Origin of the sequence: Yersinia rochesterensis, from assembly GCF_003600645.1 — a bacterium.
In the GTDB taxonomy this organism is placed as follows: Bacteria; Pseudomonadota; Gammaproteobacteria; order Enterobacterales; family Enterobacteriaceae; genus Yersinia; species Yersinia rochesterensis.
Map to the genome: position 1 here is coordinate 3,011,430 of NZ_CP032482.1, position 16,698 is coordinate 3,028,127.

Consider the following 16,698-nt stretch of genomic DNA (forward strand, 5'->3'; position numbering starts at 1 on the left):
GCCACCCTGACAGATTTAAAGTGAATAATTAATCACGATATATACTGAAATGTGGTGCGCAATCAATCAGTTGTTGTTTAGTCAACATAAAGACGCCGTCACCGCCATTGTCAAACTCCAGCCAAGTGAAAGGTACATCCGGATATTGATCCATTAAATGCACCATGCTATTGCCCACTTCGCAAATCAGCACACCATCATCTTGTAAAAAGTCTGGCGCACAGGCCAGAATGCGGCGGGCCAGTTTCAGACCATCACTACCCGCAGCTAAGCCCAGCTCAGGTTCAAAGCGGAACTCATCCGGTAAATCGGCCATATCTTCGGCATCAACATACGGCGGGTTGGTGACAATCAGGTCATATTTGATAGGCGGTAAATCACGGAATAGATCGGAGCGAATTGGCGTGACCTGATGCTCCATACCATGCTGCTGAATATTGTGCTCAGTGACTGCCAGCACATCGTTGGAGATATCAACAGCATCCACTTCCGCTTCCGGGAAGGCATAGGCACAAGCAATGGCAATACAGCCGCTGCCAGTACACATATCCAGAATATGTTTAGGTTGATGGCGAATCAGCCCATCAAAATTGTTATTAATCAGCTCGCCAATGGGTGAGCGTGGCACCAATACACGCTCATCAACATAATATTCCATGCCACAGAACCAGGCTTTATTAGTTAGGTAAGCAACTGGAATGCGTTCATTGACCCGGCGAATAACTCGCTCGACAATACGATGGCGCTCACTGGATGTCAGGCGCGCATTGCGCATATCTTCTGGAATATCTATCGGTAAAAATAGGCTTGGAAAAACCAATTGCACCGCTTCGTCCCACGGATTATCAGTACCGTGACCATAAAAAATATTGGCCGCATTAAAACGGCTGACTGCCCAACGCAGCATATCCTGAATGGTGTGCAGCTCATTTACTGCTTCGTCGACGAAAATCTTGTCCAAGGTATTCTCCAGCTAGGGCATAAAATCATTATCTATGCCCCTAGTTTGCCATGAAGCCCGCCACAAATCAGCAGCAATACATCAGTTGAATGATAACCAAATAATGAAATACACATTAAAGCCACCAATCTTAAGATTACATTTATTTAGACAGATGCATCTCAACAGGTAAACTGGGGAAATTGCACAAGTACGATGAACAGATAATGAAAAATAAATATCACCTGACAACAGATGAATTAGCACTATTTAAAGAGTCGATAGCCGGAGCCAAGAAGCTGAAACAAGACACAATTGTCCATCGTGTGCCGCCCAAACTCGGCAAAAAAATTGCGCCGGAACGATTGCTGCAAGAGCAGGTTGATGCCAGTCATTATTTTTCTGATGAATTCCAACCGCTATTAGATACCGACGGCCCGACGCGTTATGTGCGGCCTGGTGTTGATCATTTTGAAGTAAAAAAACTTCGACGGGGTGATTACTCACCCGATATGTTTTTAGATTTACACGGGTTAACCCAAAAACAAGCTAAGCAAGAGTTGGGAGCCTTGATTGCGGCCTGCAAACGCGAGCACGTGCATTGCGCCTGTGTTATGCATGGGCATGGCAAGCATGTTTTGAAGCAGCAAACCCCGCTGTGGTTGGCGCAGCATCCCGATGTGCTGGCATTCCATCAAGCCCCGAAAGAATGGGGTGGCACAGCGGCATTATTGGTGTTAATTGAGTTAGAGCAGTAGCCGGGTTGGCTGGTAGGATGCATTTTGCTGCCACACACATGCAGTTTGAAATATGGCGAGTAGAGGCGCGACAGTGATGCCGCACCTTATTGAACATTAGCTTATTGAACAATGGCTCAGATGATATTTAGCCGTGACAAGCTTTAGCTAAAAGTTGTGTCGGGCTAACCTGCCAGTCAAAAGTCCCCTTGCCAGTTTCGCCATCCAAATCAACACAAGCAATTGCTGAAGTCGCAAACATTGGCGGGCATTGCCCCGGACAAAGTTCAGCCACCAAATACCCGACCAGCGGCAAGTGCGAAATAACCAACACCGCAGCACAATCTTCTTTTGCCAGTGCTTGTAAATAGCAACAAACAAAAGCGGCATCCCCACCCGGGGTTAATTCTGGCATCACTTCCTGCTCTGCCGGAAGCGTCATCACCTCGCGCACCACTTCTAATGTTTGCCCCGCGCGTAAGTATGGGCTAACAAAAATCCTTTCAATATCGACTGACTGGTCGTTTAACCAGCTTGCCATCTGGCGTGATTCATCCTGACCACACAGAGTAAGAGGCCTTTGCGCATCACTGGGTGCGTTAAGGGCCGCGTCACCGTGACGCATAATGAAAACTTGCATATTGCACCGTTTTTGTTAACAAAATAACGCTATACAGAAACGCTTTGCGTGCTGTACCGCCGAAACCTTTGCTTGAAAGCAAAGAAACTTCATAACGATAACGCGCCGTCTCTCTATGGCGGCCGGGCATTTTGCCTGAAACTTAAGGTAAAGAAAATGGCTGTTTTTACACCAGCAACACCAACAGCCAACCTTGATTGGTTACAGAGTAACCATATCAACAGCTTAATCTAAACTCTATCACCTACACAATAAATGGCTATTCATTCATTTTGGCACAAATGGTCACTTTGCGTGGTTCTGATTTAAAGTAGCGCGGGTTGCTCTCAGTGTACAGCCACCTGAATGGTTAGAATTGCAGGTGGTGATCCCGTTCACACTCTTAATTATCGGGATTGACTGCCCGCTCATTCATACTATTTTCCGGCGGATAAAACCTTTGTTGCTGCTCAGCCATCGTGACCAATAATGAGCAAGGTTCAAAGCGCTCACCATACTGTTGCGCGAGCAAACTCAGTGTTTTTACCATTGTTTCTGCGCCCAGGTTATCCATATAGCGGAAAGGCCCGCCTAAAAACGGTGGGAAACCAATCCCAAACACCGCACCAATATCCCCATCGCGCGGGTTACGGATAATAGATTCATCCAGACAACGTGCGGCTTCATTCAGCATCATCATGACGCAACGCTGTGCTATCACGGCAGATTCTAGATGGGCCTTAGGTGTGACACCGAGTAAGGTATAAACGCTGGTGTCCACTTGCTTACCGGAACTTTTCTTCCACTTGAAACCGCTACTTTTAGCTGGATAAAGATAGAAACCGCGGCCATTTTTACGCCCTTTCCGCCCATCTTTCAAAATGACATCAAATGAAGGCGGCGCAGCAAAACGTGCCCCTAATTTCTCTACCAGAATGGGCATTATCTTGGTGCCCACATCAATCCCAACTTCATCCAACAAGGTTATCGGGCCTACCGGAAAGCCGAAATCGACCAGAGCCTTATCAATTAAATCGATAGGTTCACCATCTAATATACAGCGAGCTGCTTCATTAATGTATGGAGCCAAAATACGGTTTACATAGAACCCGGCACAATCTGCCACCACAATCGCTGTTTTTCCCTGTTTACGTGCTAAAGCAACAGTGGTTGCAATGGTTGCTTCGCTAGTCTTTGCATGCGGAATAACTTCCACCAATGGCATTTTATCCACCGGGCTAAAGTAATGCAGACCGATAACCTGCTCTGGCCGCTGTGCCTGTGCCGCGATATCACTTATCGGCAGTGACGAAGTGTTGGAAGCGAAAATGGTATGAGGTGCAGCGAAATGCTCAATATCTGCCACCATCTGCTGCTTCAACGACAAATCTTCAAATACCGCCTCAACCACAATATCCACATTACCAAAGCCACAATAATCAGTGCTGCCGGAAATCAGCATCATCTGGCGTTGCCGCTCTGCCGGGCGCATCCGCTTGCTACGCACCCGCTCGCCCAAGGTATCCCAGGTATATTTCAGCGCCTGGTTAATGCCTGTTGGATTGATATCTTTAATCCGAACCGGTAAACCCGCACGTGTTGCAGTCACATTGGCTATACCTCCGCCCATCAGCCCCCCACCTAATACCCCGACTCGATGGATAGCCCGAGGCTGTTCTTTGCCACCAGTCTCTTTTTTCAGCGCGGTGGTCGCAAAAAACAAGCTGCGTAATGCTGCTGACTCAGGAGACATTGCCAGCTCACCAAAGGCTTTTGCTTCGGCTTCATAACCCGCAGGGCCGCCGTGGTCTAACCCCTTACGCACCACATCAATAATACGCTCGGCTGCTGGATAATGACCTTTTGTCTTTGCCCGTGTTTTCTTACGAACAATATTAAATAACAATGATTTACCTAATGGGCCGCTAAGCAAACGCTCCTGCCACGGCAAGATGGGCTTATCAAGCCAACCGGCTTTAGCCCGCTGGATAGCCACATCAAGCAAAATATCGTGCGGCACCACGTCGTCCACCAGCCCCATTTTAAGTGCCTGACGGCCGCGAACCTGCCGGCCAGTCAATATCATATCCAGTGCCTTACTCACCCCCACCAGACGCGGCAAACGCTGGGTGCCACCGGACCCCGGCAACAGCCCAAGCTGTACCTCAGGCAAACCGAGCACAGTTTTATCATCCTGCGAGCAAATGCGGCTATGACACGCCAGCGCCAGTTCCAGACCACCGCCGAGGCAAGCCCCGTGGATAGCAGCGACTACCGGCACTGGAAATGCCGCAATTTGTGCCAGAATGGATTGCCCTTTCTGGGCCAGAACACGCGCATCTTGTGCGGTGCGACAAGCAGCAATCATGCTGATATCTGCACCGGCGATAAAAGAGTCCGGTTTGCCAGAAATAATAACTAAACCCTGTAATTGACTCAAAGCCTGCGCTTGTTGCAGTATTTCAGCAATTTGCTCTGCAAATTCAGCCTTTAAGGTATTAACTTTATCACCGACAACATCAATGGTGATGATACCAATATTATCGGGCCGAACATCGAGGGTGAAAACCGAATGGGCCGGAACGGCAGAGCCAACTATGGCTATTTCATCCCCGCGATTAAGAATATTTTCCTGGCTCATTACTCCACCTCCAAAATCATTGCGGCACCCAAACCACCCGCAGCACAGGCGGTTGTTAATCCTAACCCACCACCGCGGCGACGCAATTCATACAATGTTTGAGTGATCATGCGCGCACCGGTCGCGGCGAAAGGATGACCATAAGCAATTGATCCACCCAATACGTTGAATTTACTCATATCAACTTCACCAATTGCCTGACTGCGGCCCAGCTTTTCGCGTGCGAAGCTATCACTGGCGAACATTTTCAAGTTCGCTAATGTTTGTGCCGCAAATGCTTCATGCATATCAATGAGGGTTAAATCTGCCAGTGTTATTCCGGCGCGATCAAGTGCTAAGGGGGTTGCGTAGGAGGGGCCTAACAGCATGTCTTGCCAGACATCAATGGCCGAAAACGCAAAACTGCGCAGATAGCCTAATGGCTGTAAACCCAGCGCCTTAGCCTTTGACTCACTCATCATCATGACTGCCGCCGCACCGTCGGTCAGTGGCGTGCTGTTCGCCGCCGTGACACTGCCGTGCTTACGATCAAATGCCGGACGTAATTTGGCATATTGCTCCATAGTGGAATCTTTGCGGATATTATTATCTTCAGTGATAGCATCACGATAAGGCGGAATATAAGCTGTCATCACTTCGTCTTGTAATAATCCCTGCTGCCAGGCCTGTGCCGCCATTTGGTGAGAGCGCAGCGCTAAAGCGTCCTGATCCTCGCGGCTAATACCATAGGTTTTTGCCATCTGCTCGGCCGTATCCCCCATACGCAAGCCCGTTGAATACTCGGCAACCGCAGGTGCTACCGGCAGTAAATCGCGCAGTTTTAAGCGGCTAAACAATTTCAATCGTTGGGATAACGTTCGGGCTTTATTGACGTCAACCAAGGTCCGTGCCAGTGCTTTGCTGACACCAATGGGCAAAACAGAGGAAGAATCCGCGCCACCGGCGATCGCCACAGTCACTGAGCCAGCCATGATACTTTCCGCCACATTGGCCACCGCCTGAAAGCTAGTTGCACAGGCACGGGAGACACTATAAGCATCGGTATGTACACTCATGCCCGTTCCCAGCACAATTTCCCGCGCGATGTTTGGTGCTTCCGGCATTTGGACGACTTGACCAAACACCAGTTGATCAATGAATTCAGGAGCAACACCGCTTCTGGCCAAAAGTTCACTGACCACAATTTTGCCTAAATCTACAGCTGGCACGCCGTGATAAGCAGTTGCCTGCTTGGCAAAAGGCGTTCGCAGGCCACTGACTATGGCAATGCGATCGCCCTGGCGTGTCACTAGCGGTAATGGCTTACTCATACATGCTCCTGATAAGTCAAAGTGGCTTTTATTAAAGCATAACAAAATAACAGGTCTGACCTGATCCAATTATTGTTAACCAAACATTTACATTTGGTAAACCTATAGAGCAGGAAAGTGAGAGCAGGAGCAACTTTTCGCCATAAAAAGGAAGGAAAGGTAGGAACTGGCGGGTGGATAAGACATATAAAGTTGATATTTCTGATGCAATAAATTCAGCGCGAGCTGTAGGAAGGTATCAATACAAACGCGAAGCAAAAAGCTCCGCGTTTTAGGGGTATTCAACTTATCTGAATCAACTTACAACAAAGTGCAACTTAACGCAGACCTAACTGGAAGATCATGGTTTCTGCCTGGCAGGAGAAAGTGAAATCAATGGCTAAGCGCACACCATCTTCAGTTTCTTCCAGCTTATGTTCGATCAGGCAAGGTTCAGATTCAACGGCACGCGCTTTTTCAGTCAGCGTTTTCAGCATGGCTTCAGCATCAGCACGGTTGTCGAATACACAGCTATAGGACGCGGTACAATCAGTATTGTCCATGATAGTGCCTACATCTATACAGCAGCAAGCTGCGGTTTCTTCCGCACTACAGCGATTGATTGCATCTGACATCTTCAATTCTCCTCAACGGATATTTCAAAATAAACGCACATCAGCTATCAATTAACGCAGATAAGGCAGAGTGCAAAAAAATATTTTCTCTACTGTCATTTTACTCCCCTAGGTCACAAGGCACTAGGACTTACTGTTTATAGGCCTATTAAGTGACGGAAATCACGCTAAAATTGTTCACTCCCTCATCAATAATGTATGAATTGCTACCAAATTGTGATTTTTTTGTTAACTGCGTCTATTTTTTGCAATCAAATTTGACCAAATCCTAAAACATACTTGCAACACGCACACAGGTCGGACCTATACTTCAGCCACTGGTCTGCTTTGTCTGACCGATAACGGACCCTACAATCCCGCATTCTCTTGTTACGGTATGTAACATAGTTTAAATAAAACAATGAGGTTTTGGTCATGAACCAGAAAAACCTGTTTACCCGATCAGCTCTGGCAGCTGCAGTAGCACTGATTTCTTCGAACGTTTCTGCAGCTGGTTTTCAGCTGAATGAATATTCAGCAGCTGCATTGGGCCGCTCTTTCTCTGGTGAAGGCGCCGTTGCTGACAATGCTTCTGTTGGTAGCCGCAACCCCGCCGCAATGACTTTGTTCGACCGCCCTTCATTCTCCGGCGGCTTCGTGTATGTCGACCCAAACGTTGATATCAGTGGCACATCCCCCCTATCGGGCAGAAGTACCAGTGCCAAAAACATCGCGCCATCGGCGTGGATCCCCAATATCCACTTTATTATGCCGCTGAATGAGCAATGGGCGATTGGGGCTTCCGGTACTTCAAACTACGGTTTGGCCACTGAATTTAATGATGACTATATTGCCGGTTCTCTGGGGGGGCAAACTGACCTGAAAACCGCCAACCTGAACTTGAGCACAGCTTATCGCCTGAATGAAAACTTCAGCTTTGGTTTGGGCTTTAATGCGGTTTATGCCGATGCCAAGATTGTGCGCCATATTGGTGAAGCTGGTCGCGGAGTTATCCCGGCGAATACTGAAGTCACCCGGATGGAAGGGACCAAATGGGGCTATGGTTGGAATGCCGGCGTGCTGTATGAAGTGGATAAAGAAAACCGTTACAGCTTTACCTATCGTTCAAAAGTGAAAATCGACTTTGATGGTGATTTCAGCAGCCAGTTACCACCACCAGGTGGTACAGGTGGCGCAGTGATTCCAGGTGCATTGACCCTGAATCTGCCAGAAGTGTGGGAAGTGTCCGGCTACAATAAAGTCGCCCCTCAATGGGCTATTCACTACAGCCTGGCCTACACCAGTTGGAGCCAGTTCAAAGAGTTGAAAGCCACCGGAACCAACGGTAACACTCTGTTTGAAAAGCAAGAAGGCTTCCACGATGCTTACCGTATCGCGCTGGGTACCACCTATTATTACGATGATAACTGGACTTTCCGTACCGGTATTGCCTTTGATGACAGCCCGGTTCCAGCTGATAACCGCACTATCTCGATTCCAGACCAAGACCGTTTCTGGATAAGTGCCGGTACCACCTACGCCTTCAACAAAGATGCATCAGTTGACGTTGGTGTTTCCTATATGCATGGCCAGAACGTGCATATCACGGAAAAAACACCGGCTGCATTGGGCGGAACAACCTATCAGTTTGATTCTAAAGGTACCGCATTGCTGTATGGCGTGAACTTCAACTACGCCTTCTAATCGGCATGATTTAATCAATCATTGCCCACAAAAAAAAGCGCCTTACGGCGCTTTTTTATTTTCAGGCTAACATCTCTATCAGTTAGCTGAATCGATACTTTCCAAATCGCCCTGAATGGCTTGAGCATTGGAATTAACTTCCGGTTTTAGTTGCCCGCCATTCGCCAGGAAATCATAGCGCTGGAAGTAGGCTTCACGCACCATTAGATATGGGTCGGAGGAATTACGCAGCAAACCATCGGAATCCAATAGCTGCGCACGGGTTTCTACCCCTTCCAGCACCCATTTGCCCGCCGACATCCAGAAGGTCAGATAACTCAGCACTGGATAGACGTAATCAACCGCATCACCCCCATCTTCACGAATGGTGAAACTACCATAGGCCGGTAATACCACATAGGGGCCATAACCGACATTGTAATGCCCCAAAGTGCTACCAAAACGGTGCGGAACTTCTTTCGCCAGTTTCGGGTTTGCCATACCGGCGACGTCAATTAACCCGCCCATCCCCAAAAGAGTGTTCAGGAAGAAGCGGTTAAAGTGCTTCATGGCATTGTACGGATCACCGACCAGGAAGCTATTGACCATGCTGGCCGGCTCTTCAAGGTTCCCCAAGAAGTTACTCATCCCATTACGGGCCGGTTGTGGCACATAATCACGCCAAACCACAGCCACCGGTCGCACGATATAAGGGTCAAGAACCTCATAGTTAAAATTGAACATTGCCCGGTTAAAACCTTCCAGCGGATCTGAGCGGCCCTGCTCCAAATTATCCGGCGAACGACTGGCACACCCCACTAAAAGCACGGTTGCAAAAGCCAGCCCAATCAGGCGGTAGTTCATATTGTTCTCCATGAAATTCTTACCAACCCCTTATATTTAAGGGATTTGTCTATTTATTTGAACATTAATAGTCTGGGGTTGCCCCTTCGCGACGAAATTCTGCACACCGCTTTCACCAAACCAGTCACCTGGCTGCGAATTCACAGTGCCGTCCAGTGAAATACGGACACGCACCTTCACCTGTTGCAACGAAGATAACAACCGCTCCGGCATCATTGCATTACTATCATCGAGTGTTACTGATAGCGGAAAGCGGCTCAAAGGCAGCTGTTTTACCGCAACCGGGACTGGGTTTGAGCCATCCGTTACCGAGATAATCAGCGCGCCCTGCTGGGGTAATTTCTGCGCCGCCTCTGGTGACAGTGAGACCGCTATTTCCAGTGTAGCTGTTTCCTGCCCGGCCTGTGATTTAGCTTGCGCAATACTGCGTTTTATCACTTCTGTACGAGAATCACCAGCAGGCAGCAATTTTAGCATAACTTCCCACGCGCCAATGGCTTGTTTAAAATCGCCCTGCTCAAAAGCATTAAAAGCTAATAAACTCATAGCGCGTAAATTAGTGTGATCCTGCCCAACCATAGTGCGCAGCATCTTGGTTGCCAGTTGATTATCCTGCGGATCATTGGAACGGGTCAGCACTTCAGCATAGCCGAACCTGACATCATCATTATCGGGCGCAAGTTGATAAGCTTTAGCGAAAGCTTGCGTGGCGGTCGTGGCGTTATTCAGTGCCATGCCCACTCTGCCAAGCATCATCCAATCATTAACGTTACGGGTATCTTGTTGCAGCGAGGTGCGTAATCCCAGCCCCAATCGTGCGATTTCCTCCATCGTCAGAGGCTCAGCCCGCTCATTGGCCACTCTGGCCCGTAATTCAGGCATTTGCGCTTCAACCTGATGCCACGCTTGTACTTGCGGCAAGCCACCTGTTTTCAGATATAGCCCGACCGAAACCACCACCAAAATCACCACACCCGGCAGTAAAACCCAGCGATTAATGGGGCTGGCATTTTCAGTGGATTCTTGTGGAATATCTGTCAGCAGATTTTGCTGTAATTCCTGAATCAATTCAGGCCGCTGATCCACCACGCCTTGGGCTTCATCCTCAGCCAGCTCAGATAACCGGTCTTGGTAAATCGCCTTGTTCAGCTCATCTCGGGTGGTCACCGCTGAATTTGTCTCTGATCGCAGTGCTGGAATGACCAACAAGGCCCCCGCGACCGCCAGCAAAATAATCACTATCAGCCAAAAAGCCATTATGGTTTTTTCCTGTTCGTCTTTTTGTGTTGAGCCGAGATCTGTTTTTTAACAGTAGCCTGTTGTTCAGCCAGCAAAGTCTGTAACCGCTGCTGCTCCTGCGGCGAAAGCGCGGTTTCTTTCTCCACCCGCCGCCGGGCGCGCAGCACCACAATGATTGCGCCTATCAGGACAAACATTGCCGGGCCAATCCACAAAATCAAGGTTGCAGGGGTTACAGGTGGCTCATAGGTAACAAAGTTGCCATATCGAGCCACCATATAGTCAATGATTTGCGGTTTGGAATTGCCCTGTTGCATCAGTTCATACACCTTGCCGCGCATATCAGCGGCTATGGTGGCATTGGAATCAGCAATGCTGTTATTTTGGCATTTAGGACAGCGCAATTGCTCAGTTAACTCGCGATACTGCTGTTCCTGCTCCACCGAGCTAAAAGTGTAAGTATCAATGGCCGCAAAAGCATTGGTCGCAAAAATACCCCAGCTCAATATCAGGCCCAGCGCCAGGCTGAATAATCTCATGCGCCCCCCTGATACTTTTTATACAATGGCAAAATTTCCTGCTGCCAGATGCGATCATTGAGGTCGCCAGCATGGCGATAACGAATGATGCCCTGGCCGTCGATCAAGAAAGTTTCTGGTGCGCCATAAACCCCTAAATCCAGCCCCAGCATGCCATCGCCATCATACAAACTCAGCGCATAAGGATTACCCAACGAATTGAGCCACTGGACAGCTTTAGCCCGGTCATCTTTATAGTTCAAACCCACCACCCGGATACCCTGCGCGGCCAGTTTATTCAGATATTCATGCTCAGCACGGCAAGTCGGGCACCAGGTCGCCCACACATTGAGTAGCATCGGCTTGCCATCATGCAATACCGACTGATCAAAAGTTTTCCCCGGTTGCTCAAGGGACTCCAGTTTAAAAGTCGGCACCGGTTTGCCAATCAGCGCCGACTCCAACATGGTGGGATCATCGCCATTGGCATTTCGAGTCAGTTGCACCAAAAAAGCGACCACCAGCAGTAAAAACAGCACCAGCGGGATGAACATGAGCTTATTAAACGAAAATTGAGATTTCATTATTTAGCCTCCGTTGCAGCGCCGCGTTTTAACTTTTTACTCATCCGATAACGGGGATCAAACATACAGAAAATACCGCCGATGGCCATAAACACCCCGCCATACCAAATCCAGCGCACAAATGGCTTGTAATACAAGCGCACCGCCCATGAACCGTCATCCAGTTCTTCACCTAAAGCAGCATACAAGTCGCGCGTTAGGCCGCCGTCAATGGCCGCTTCCGTCATCATTGAGCGGGCCACACTGTAATAGCGTTTTTCTGCATGCAAGGTGGCTTCGGGCTTGCCGTTTCGGGTGACATCAATAATGCCGACGCCGCCGGTATAGTTTGCTCCTTTAATGTCGTGAACATCGCGGAATACAAAGTGATAATCGTGAATATCGATGCTATCACCGGCTTTCATGCGCACATCGCGCTCAACACTGTAATTCTGACTGAAGGCAATCCCAATCACAGTCACCGCCACCCCAAGGTGCCCCAGCACCATCCCCCAATGGCTGCGAGAAAGGTGGCTCAGGCCACGCCAGAAACCATGACGATGAGTGGCGCGCTCATGCAACTCCATCACGGTGAGGATAATCACCCAGATAGCCATCATCAGCCCGACCACGGTCATACCGGCGATAGTGTCTTGCAGCAACCACGGCACCAATATTGACAGCAGCAAAGTGACCACCAGCGCCACACCCAAGCGCTTATAAAGCTTACTCGGCTCATCGCGACGCCAGCGAACTAATGGGCCAATCCCCATTAATAGCGCCATCGGTGCCATCAGCCAGGTAAACATGGTATTAAAGAAAGGCTCGCCAATGGAGATACTGCCCAACCCAAGCTGTTTATGGACTAATGGCAGCAAAGTGCCGAGCAATACCACCAACATCGCCGCAATAAGCAGCACGTTATTGCCTAACAGGAAAGTCTCGCGCGAGAAGACTTCATGCTGAGTTCGGCTGCGCACTTGCGCGCCTTTAACCGCATACAGTAGCAAGGAGCCGCCGATGACAATCACCAAATACGCTAAAATAAACATGCCGCGCGCCGGGTCAGAAGCAAAAGAATGCACCGAAACCAACACGCCGGAGCGCACCAAGAATGTCCCCATCAAGCACAAGGAAAACGCGGTAATCGCCAACAAAACTGTCCAGGCTTTGAATGTTCCGCGCTTTTCGGTGACGGCCAATGAATGAATCAGCGCCGTGCCAGCCAACCATGGCATAAAGGAAGCATTTTCTACCGGATCCCAGAACCACCAACCGCCCCAGCCAAGCTCATAATAAGCCCAAGCTGAACCCAGCACGATCCCCATGGTCAGGAATACCCATGCGGCCTGAGTCCACGGACGTGACCAGCGAGCCCAAGCGCTATCCAGCCGCCCCGCCATTAAAGAAGCAATAGCAAAAGCAAATGCCACCGAGAAACCGACATAGCCCATATAGAGCAATGGTGGATGGAAAATCAGCCCGACATCTTGCAACAGCGGGTTTAAATCATTGCCATCAATCGGGAAGTCCGGCAAGGTGCGGTTAAAGGGGTTCGAAGTCAGAATAATAAACAGCAAGAAGCCGCCCGTAATCATCCCCAACACCGACAATACGCGGGCAACTGCATCATCCGGCATGGAGCGGCTAAACAGCGCCACCGCCAGTGACCAACAACTGAGCAGCAAGACCCACAGCAGCAGAGACCCTTCATGCGCCCCCCAAGTTGCCGCAATGCGGTAATAGACCGGCAGATGTGAATTCGAGTTCGCCGCCACATAAGAGACGGTGAAATCATTCACCACAAATGCATATACCAAGCATATAAATGAAAGCGCAATGGTGGCAAACATACCGTAGGTCAATGGCCTACCGGTTGCCATCATGCGTGCATCTTGACGCGCCGCCCCCCATTGCGGATACAAACTCAGCAATAGCGAGAGAGCCAGCGCCAGACATAATAAGAAACCGCCAATTTCAGGAATCATGAAGCATTGCCCTCACCCACGGCGCTGTTATAGGCCTCCGCTGGGCGGATATGATTTTCTTTCATCGCCTCTTTCACTTCCGGTGGGGTATATTTTTCATCATGTTTTGCTAAGACTTCTTTGGCATTGATGGTGTTGTTTTCAGCAAAGACCCCTTGCGCCACCACCCCCTGCCCCTCACGGAACAGATCGGGCAGAATGCCGGTATAAGTGACGGTGACAACACCGCGAGCATCATAAACTTTGAAACTCATTTCCAACGTTTTTTCGTCGCGCTTCACCGACCCCGGCATCACCATACCGCCAATGCGCAAGCGCTGACCGATTTCCGGCTTCTCATGGCGCTCGCCCTTGCCCTGCAAAATTTCACCGGGGGTATAAAACAAATCAATATTAGCCCGCAGCGCATACAGCACCAGAGTGGTGGTCAAACCGATGCCAATCAGCACCACAATCGCCAGATAGAGTCGACTTTTCCTACGTGGGTTCACTGTGTTTTCTCCTGCGAATGGGCCACATTTTTGGCTTGCTGAGTCGGGGCCTGATTTGCCTGACGAATACGTTGCTCTCTCGCCTCACGGCGCTGAATATCCGCTAATAACTGTTTGTGTTGCCATAGGGTATGTGCCCACAAGCTCAACAGTGACAGTAAAGTGGCGGCCACCGCCAGCCAGACATAAAAGGCGTAGCCGCCCATGGCAAAAAATGCCGCCCAAGAATGAAAGGCCGGATTCATACGCGAGGCTCCTTACGCAAGAGAGCGGCAACCCAAGGGCGATGCCGCTCTTGTTGCAAAATCAGATTGCGCAAACGCATTAATGTCAGAGTGATAAAGAAGAATAAATAGCCAAAAATGGCCCAGCGCAGTGGTGAACGCATGCTCGGATCAATGCTTTGCTGCATGTTAGTGGAACCCTGATGCAAGGTGTTCCACCACACGACAGAGAAATGAATGATGGGAATATTGACCACGCCGACCAATACCAAAATACCGGCAGCTCGCCCCGCCAATTTGCGGTCTTCGAAGGCGTTATACAGGGCGATCACCCCCAGATAAAGGAACAATAGCACTAACTCAGAAGTCAGCCGCGCGTCCCAGATCCACCAAGTTCCCCACATCGGTTTACCCCAAGCCGAACCGGTGACCAAAGCAATAAAGGTGAACACCGCGCCCACCGGGGCCATAGCCGCGACCAGGTTATCAGACATTTTTATTTGCCAGATTAAACCAACAAACGCCGCGATAGCCATCGACATATAAATGCCCATCGACCAAATTGCTGCCGGAACATGCAAGTACATGATACGGAAGCTATTACCTTGTTGGTAATCCGATGGAGCAAAACCAAGCCCCCACACCCAGCCCACAATCAAGCAGACAGCAGCCCCAATCGCCAGCCATGGAATAAATCGGCCACACAGCTGATAGAGCCGCTCGGGTTTAGCGAATTGATGAAACCATTTCCACATTTTTCATTGCTCACATTAAAATTGGACGGGCATCACCGTCTTGGCAATACCGGTGCAGGGTACGGCGCACAATCTGCTCTGACTGGCGTGGGCTACCGCGCTTAAGCTTCTGAAAATCGGTACTCTTTTCTTTTTACAAATCTTTTCTGACAAACAACCTGCTTGCAGCCAGCCCTAAACAGCTAGTGCACACTTACTCTCAATGCAGCGGCGGTAGCAAAAGGCGTCAGTGTCGCACTCCCTGCCAACATGGCTCCCAAAATCGCCAGATAGCCGTCGATGGGGAGTGACATAGACGCGGCATCAATGGCCGCCGTGGCAAATATCAACACCGGGATATACAGCGGCAACACCAATAAACTCAGCAGAACCCCACCTTTGCGTAATCCCACCGTCAGCGCGACGCCAATAGCGCCGATAAAACTTAAGGTCGGCGTCCCCAAAAGCAACGTTAGCGCCATCGCAATGGCGGTATTACTGTCGAGGGAAAGCAACAACGCGACCAGCGGTGATAAAATCAGTAAAGGTAGCCCGGTAACAACCCAGTGAGCACACACTTTGCCTAGCACCGTGAGTGCCAGCGGGCTAGGTAATAACAGCAACTGCTCAAGAGAGCCATCGTAGAAATCATCACGGAAGAGCCGCTCCAGTGATAATAATGATGCTAATAATGCTGCGACCCAGACAATACCGGGGGCAATGCGCGCCAATAATTGTGGTTCGGGGCCAATACCCAGTGGAAACAAGGTGATAACAATCAGAAAAAACCAGAGTGGATTAACAATTTCTGCACCTTTTCTGAAGGCAATTTTCAATTCACGGCGCAACACGCTAATAAACATTAATTCACCTGCGTGTTGGTTAAACGGATTTTACGCACCTGCTGCCCAACACCATCCAAATCCTGATGGGTGGTAAGCAGCACCATGCCCCCTTTGGCGGCATGCTCCACAAACAGAGGCAACAACGTGCTAACGCCCTGCTTATCAATCGCGGTCAATGGTTCATCCAAAATCCATAATGGCGCTTGACTCAACCACAAACGGGCCAAAGCCACCCGTCGCTGCTGGCCGGCAGACAACTGCGATACCGGTAAATCTTCATATCCCACCAGCCCGACTTGAGACAAGGCCTGCCAGATTGCAGCACTATCAACCTGTTGAAAAACCGACTGATAAAATGCCAGATTTTCAAAAGGAGTCAGGACAGACTTGATTCCCGGCTGATGGCCTAAAAATAATAAATCCTGATGATAGCGGGCGCGATCGCGGCGGATGTTTTCTCCCCGCCAATGCACCTGTCCTTCGTCGGCATCAGCCAACCCCGCCAGAATGCGCAATAAGCTGGTTTTACCCGCCCCATTTTGCCCCTCTACCTGCACAATCTCTCCCGCAGCCACACAAAAACTGAGCTGTTGGAATAAGCGTCTTTCATCTCGGATGCAGGTCAGGTTTTTAGCTTCCAGCATGAAGGATTGTCTTCCACCGTAGGATTGTGAGTTCAGGAAAACCGAATGATAACATAAGGCTTAAT

General features: G+C 49.6%; 17 protein-coding genes. 2 read left to right on the forward strand and 15 right to left on the reverse strand.

Annotation, left to right across the window (positions count from 1 at the left end):
- Positions 1 to 28: 28 nt before the first annotated feature.
- Entirely contained in the window at positions 29 to 961 is a 933-nt protein-coding gene (gene prmB / locus DXZ79_RS13990) for a 50S ribosomal protein L3 N(5)-glutamine methyltransferase (RefSeq protein WP_038631700.1), read from the reverse strand.
- Positions 962 to 1,167: 206 nt separating this feature from the next.
- On the opposite strand from prmB, the gene smrB reads away from it, so the two are divergent.
- Complete coding sequence (smrB, locus tag DXZ79_RS13995; RefSeq protein WP_038631698.1) at positions 1,168 to 1,698, forward strand: endonuclease SmrB; 531 nt, start codon at positions 1,168 to 1,170, stop codon at positions 1,696 to 1,698.
- 127 nt (positions 1,699 to 1,825) lie between these two features.
- On the opposite strand, the gene sixA is transcribed toward smrB, so the two are convergent.
- The 4 genes from sixA to DXZ79_RS14020 form a co-directional block, all read right to left on the reverse strand.
- Positions 1,826 to 2,317, reverse strand: coding sequence for a phosphohistidine phosphatase SixA (gene sixA, locus DXZ79_RS14000; protein ID WP_038631694.1), 492 nt, complete (start codon positions 2,315 to 2,317; stop codon positions 1,826 to 1,828).
- 382 nt (positions 2,318 to 2,699) lie between these two features.
- Positions 2,700 to 4,937, reverse strand: a complete 2,238-nt coding sequence (gene fadJ / locus DXZ79_RS14010; RefSeq protein ID WP_038631691.1) for a fatty acid oxidation complex subunit alpha FadJ — start codon at positions 4,935 to 4,937, stop codon at positions 2,700 to 2,702.
- Entirely contained in the window at positions 4,937 to 6,247 is a 1,311-nt protein-coding gene (fadI, locus tag DXZ79_RS14015; RefSeq protein ID WP_050291339.1) for an acetyl-CoA C-acyltransferase FadI, read from the reverse strand. Before fadI ends, fadJ begins: the two co-directional genes overlap by 1 nt.
- A gap of 317 nt (positions 6,248 to 6,564) precedes the next feature.
- Positions 6,565 to 6,861 (reverse strand): YfcZ/YiiS family protein, encoded by a 297-nt coding sequence (locus tag DXZ79_RS14020; protein WP_072088984.1) that lies wholly within the window; start codon positions 6,859 to 6,861, stop codon positions 6,565 to 6,567.
- Positions 6,862 to 7,275: 414 nt separating this feature from the next.
- On the opposite strand from DXZ79_RS14020, the gene fadL reads away from it, so the two are divergent.
- The gene (fadL, locus tag DXZ79_RS14025) at positions 7,276 to 8,544 is read left to right on the forward strand and encodes a long-chain fatty acid transporter FadL (protein ID WP_050094471.1); all 1,269 of its coding nucleotides are present in this window, start codon (positions 7,276 to 7,278) and stop codon (positions 8,542 to 8,544) included.
- Positions 8,545 to 8,622: 78 nt separating this feature from the next.
- Here the strand turns inward: fadL and mlaA are convergent, their stop codons facing one another.
- The 10 genes from mlaA to ccmA form a co-directional block, all read right to left on the reverse strand.
- On the reverse strand, positions 8,623 to 9,387 hold the full coding sequence (gene mlaA / locus DXZ79_RS14030) for a phospholipid-binding lipoprotein MlaA (RefSeq protein ID WP_072088986.1): 765 nt from the start codon (positions 9,385 to 9,387) through the stop codon (positions 8,623 to 8,625).
- Positions 9,388 to 9,423: 36 nt separating this feature from the next.
- Positions 9,424 to 10,644, reverse strand: coding sequence for a c-type cytochrome biogenesis protein CcmI (ccmI, locus tag DXZ79_RS14035; RefSeq protein ID WP_050291341.1), 1,221 nt, complete (start codon positions 10,642 to 10,644; stop codon positions 9,424 to 9,426).
- Positions 10,644 to 11,165 (reverse strand): cytochrome c-type biogenesis protein, encoded by a 522-nt coding sequence (locus DXZ79_RS14040; RefSeq protein WP_120011354.1) that lies wholly within the window; start codon positions 11,163 to 11,165, stop codon positions 10,644 to 10,646. The genes ccmI and DXZ79_RS14040 overlap by 1 nt, the downstream gene beginning before the upstream one ends.
- Positions 11,162 to 11,728, reverse strand: a complete 567-nt coding sequence (locus DXZ79_RS14045) for a DsbE family thiol:disulfide interchange protein (protein ID WP_120011355.1) — start codon at positions 11,726 to 11,728, stop codon at positions 11,162 to 11,164. The genes DXZ79_RS14040 and DXZ79_RS14045 overlap by 4 nt, the downstream gene beginning before the upstream one ends.
- A complete protein-coding gene (locus DXZ79_RS14050; protein ID WP_038631676.1) occupies positions 11,728 to 13,695 on the reverse strand; it encodes a heme lyase CcmF/NrfE family subunit in 1,968 nt (655 codons plus the stop codon). The genes DXZ79_RS14045 and DXZ79_RS14050 overlap by 1 nt, the downstream gene beginning before the upstream one ends.
- Entirely contained in the window at positions 13,692 to 14,186 is a 495-nt protein-coding gene (gene ccmE, locus DXZ79_RS14055) for a cytochrome c maturation protein CcmE (RefSeq protein WP_038631673.1), read from the reverse strand. The genes DXZ79_RS14050 and ccmE overlap by 4 nt, the downstream gene beginning before the upstream one ends.
- Positions 14,183 to 14,431, reverse strand: coding sequence for a heme exporter protein CcmD (gene ccmD / locus DXZ79_RS14060; RefSeq protein ID WP_038631671.1), 249 nt, complete (start codon positions 14,429 to 14,431; stop codon positions 14,183 to 14,185). The genes ccmE and ccmD overlap by 4 nt, the downstream gene beginning before the upstream one ends.
- Complete coding sequence (locus DXZ79_RS14065) at positions 14,428 to 15,165, reverse strand: heme ABC transporter permease (RefSeq protein WP_038631668.1); 738 nt, start codon at positions 15,163 to 15,165, stop codon at positions 14,428 to 14,430. Before DXZ79_RS14065 ends, ccmD begins: the two co-directional genes overlap by 4 nt.
- Positions 15,166 to 15,347: 182 nt before the next feature.
- Positions 15,348 to 16,007: a heme exporter protein CcmB gene (gene ccmB, locus DXZ79_RS14070; RefSeq protein ID WP_038631665.1), complete on the reverse strand. Its 660-nt coding sequence runs from the start codon at positions 16,005 to 16,007 to the stop codon at positions 15,348 to 15,350.
- Entirely contained in the window at positions 16,007 to 16,633 is a 627-nt protein-coding gene (gene ccmA, locus DXZ79_RS14075; protein WP_038631661.1) for a cytochrome c biogenesis heme-transporting ATPase CcmA, read from the reverse strand. Before ccmA ends, ccmB begins: the two co-directional genes overlap by 1 nt.
- Positions 16,634 to 16,698 lie beyond the last annotated feature (65 nt).

What these genes read in the sequence shown, in the direction of transcription:
- ccmD (WP_038631671.1), bottom strand. Translation starts at nt 14,431, where the DNA reads ATGAATCCGGCCTTTCATTCTTGGGCGGCATTTTTTGCCATGGGCGGC.
- DXZ79_RS14020 (WP_072088984.1), bottom strand. Translation starts at nt 6,861, where the DNA reads ATGTCAGATGCAATCAATCGCTGTAGTGCGGAAGAAACCGCAGCTTGC.
- mlaA (WP_072088986.1), bottom strand. Translation starts at nt 9,387, where the DNA reads ATGAACTACCGCCTGATTGGGCTGGCTTTTGCAACCGTGCTTTTAGTG.
- ccmI (WP_050291341.1), bottom strand. Translation starts at nt 10,644, where the DNA reads ATGGCTTTTTGGCTGATAGTGATTATTTTGCTGGCGGTCGCGGGGGCC.
- ccmB (WP_038631665.1), bottom strand. Translation starts at nt 16,007, where the DNA reads ATGTTTATTAGCGTGTTGCGCCGTGAATTGAAAATTGCCTTCAGAAAA.
- smrB (WP_038631698.1), top strand. Translation starts at nt 1,168, where the DNA reads ATGAAAAATAAATATCACCTGACAACAGATGAATTAGCACTATTTAAA.
- fadJ (WP_038631691.1), bottom strand. Translation starts at nt 4,937, where the DNA reads ATGAGCCAGGAAAATATTCTTAATCGCGGGGATGAAATAGCCATAGTT.
- DXZ79_RS14050 (WP_038631676.1), bottom strand. Translation starts at nt 13,695, where the DNA reads ATGATTCCTGAAATTGGCGGTTTCTTATTATGTCTGGCGCTGGCTCTC.
- DXZ79_RS14065 (WP_038631668.1), bottom strand. Translation starts at nt 15,165, where the DNA reads ATGTGGAAATGGTTTCATCAATTCGCTAAACCCGAGCGGCTCTATCAG.
- DXZ79_RS14040 (WP_120011354.1), bottom strand. Translation starts at nt 11,165, where the DNA reads ATGAGATTATTCAGCCTGGCGCTGGGCCTGATATTGAGCTGGGGTATT.
- fadI (WP_050291339.1), bottom strand. Translation starts at nt 6,247, where the DNA reads ATGAGTAAGCCATTACCGCTAGTGACACGCCAGGGCGATCGCATTGCC.
- sixA (WP_038631694.1), bottom strand. Translation starts at nt 2,317, where the DNA reads ATGCAAGTTTTCATTATGCGTCACGGTGACGCGGCCCTTAACGCACCC.
- fadL (WP_050094471.1), top strand. Translation starts at nt 7,276, where the DNA reads ATGAACCAGAAAAACCTGTTTACCCGATCAGCTCTGGCAGCTGCAGTA.
- ccmA (WP_038631661.1), bottom strand. Translation starts at nt 16,633, where the DNA reads ATGCTGGAAGCTAAAAACCTGACCTGCATCCGAGATGAAAGACGCTTA.
- DXZ79_RS14045 (WP_120011355.1), bottom strand. Translation starts at nt 11,728, where the DNA reads ATGAAATCTCAATTTTCGTTTAATAAGCTCATGTTCATCCCGCTGGTG.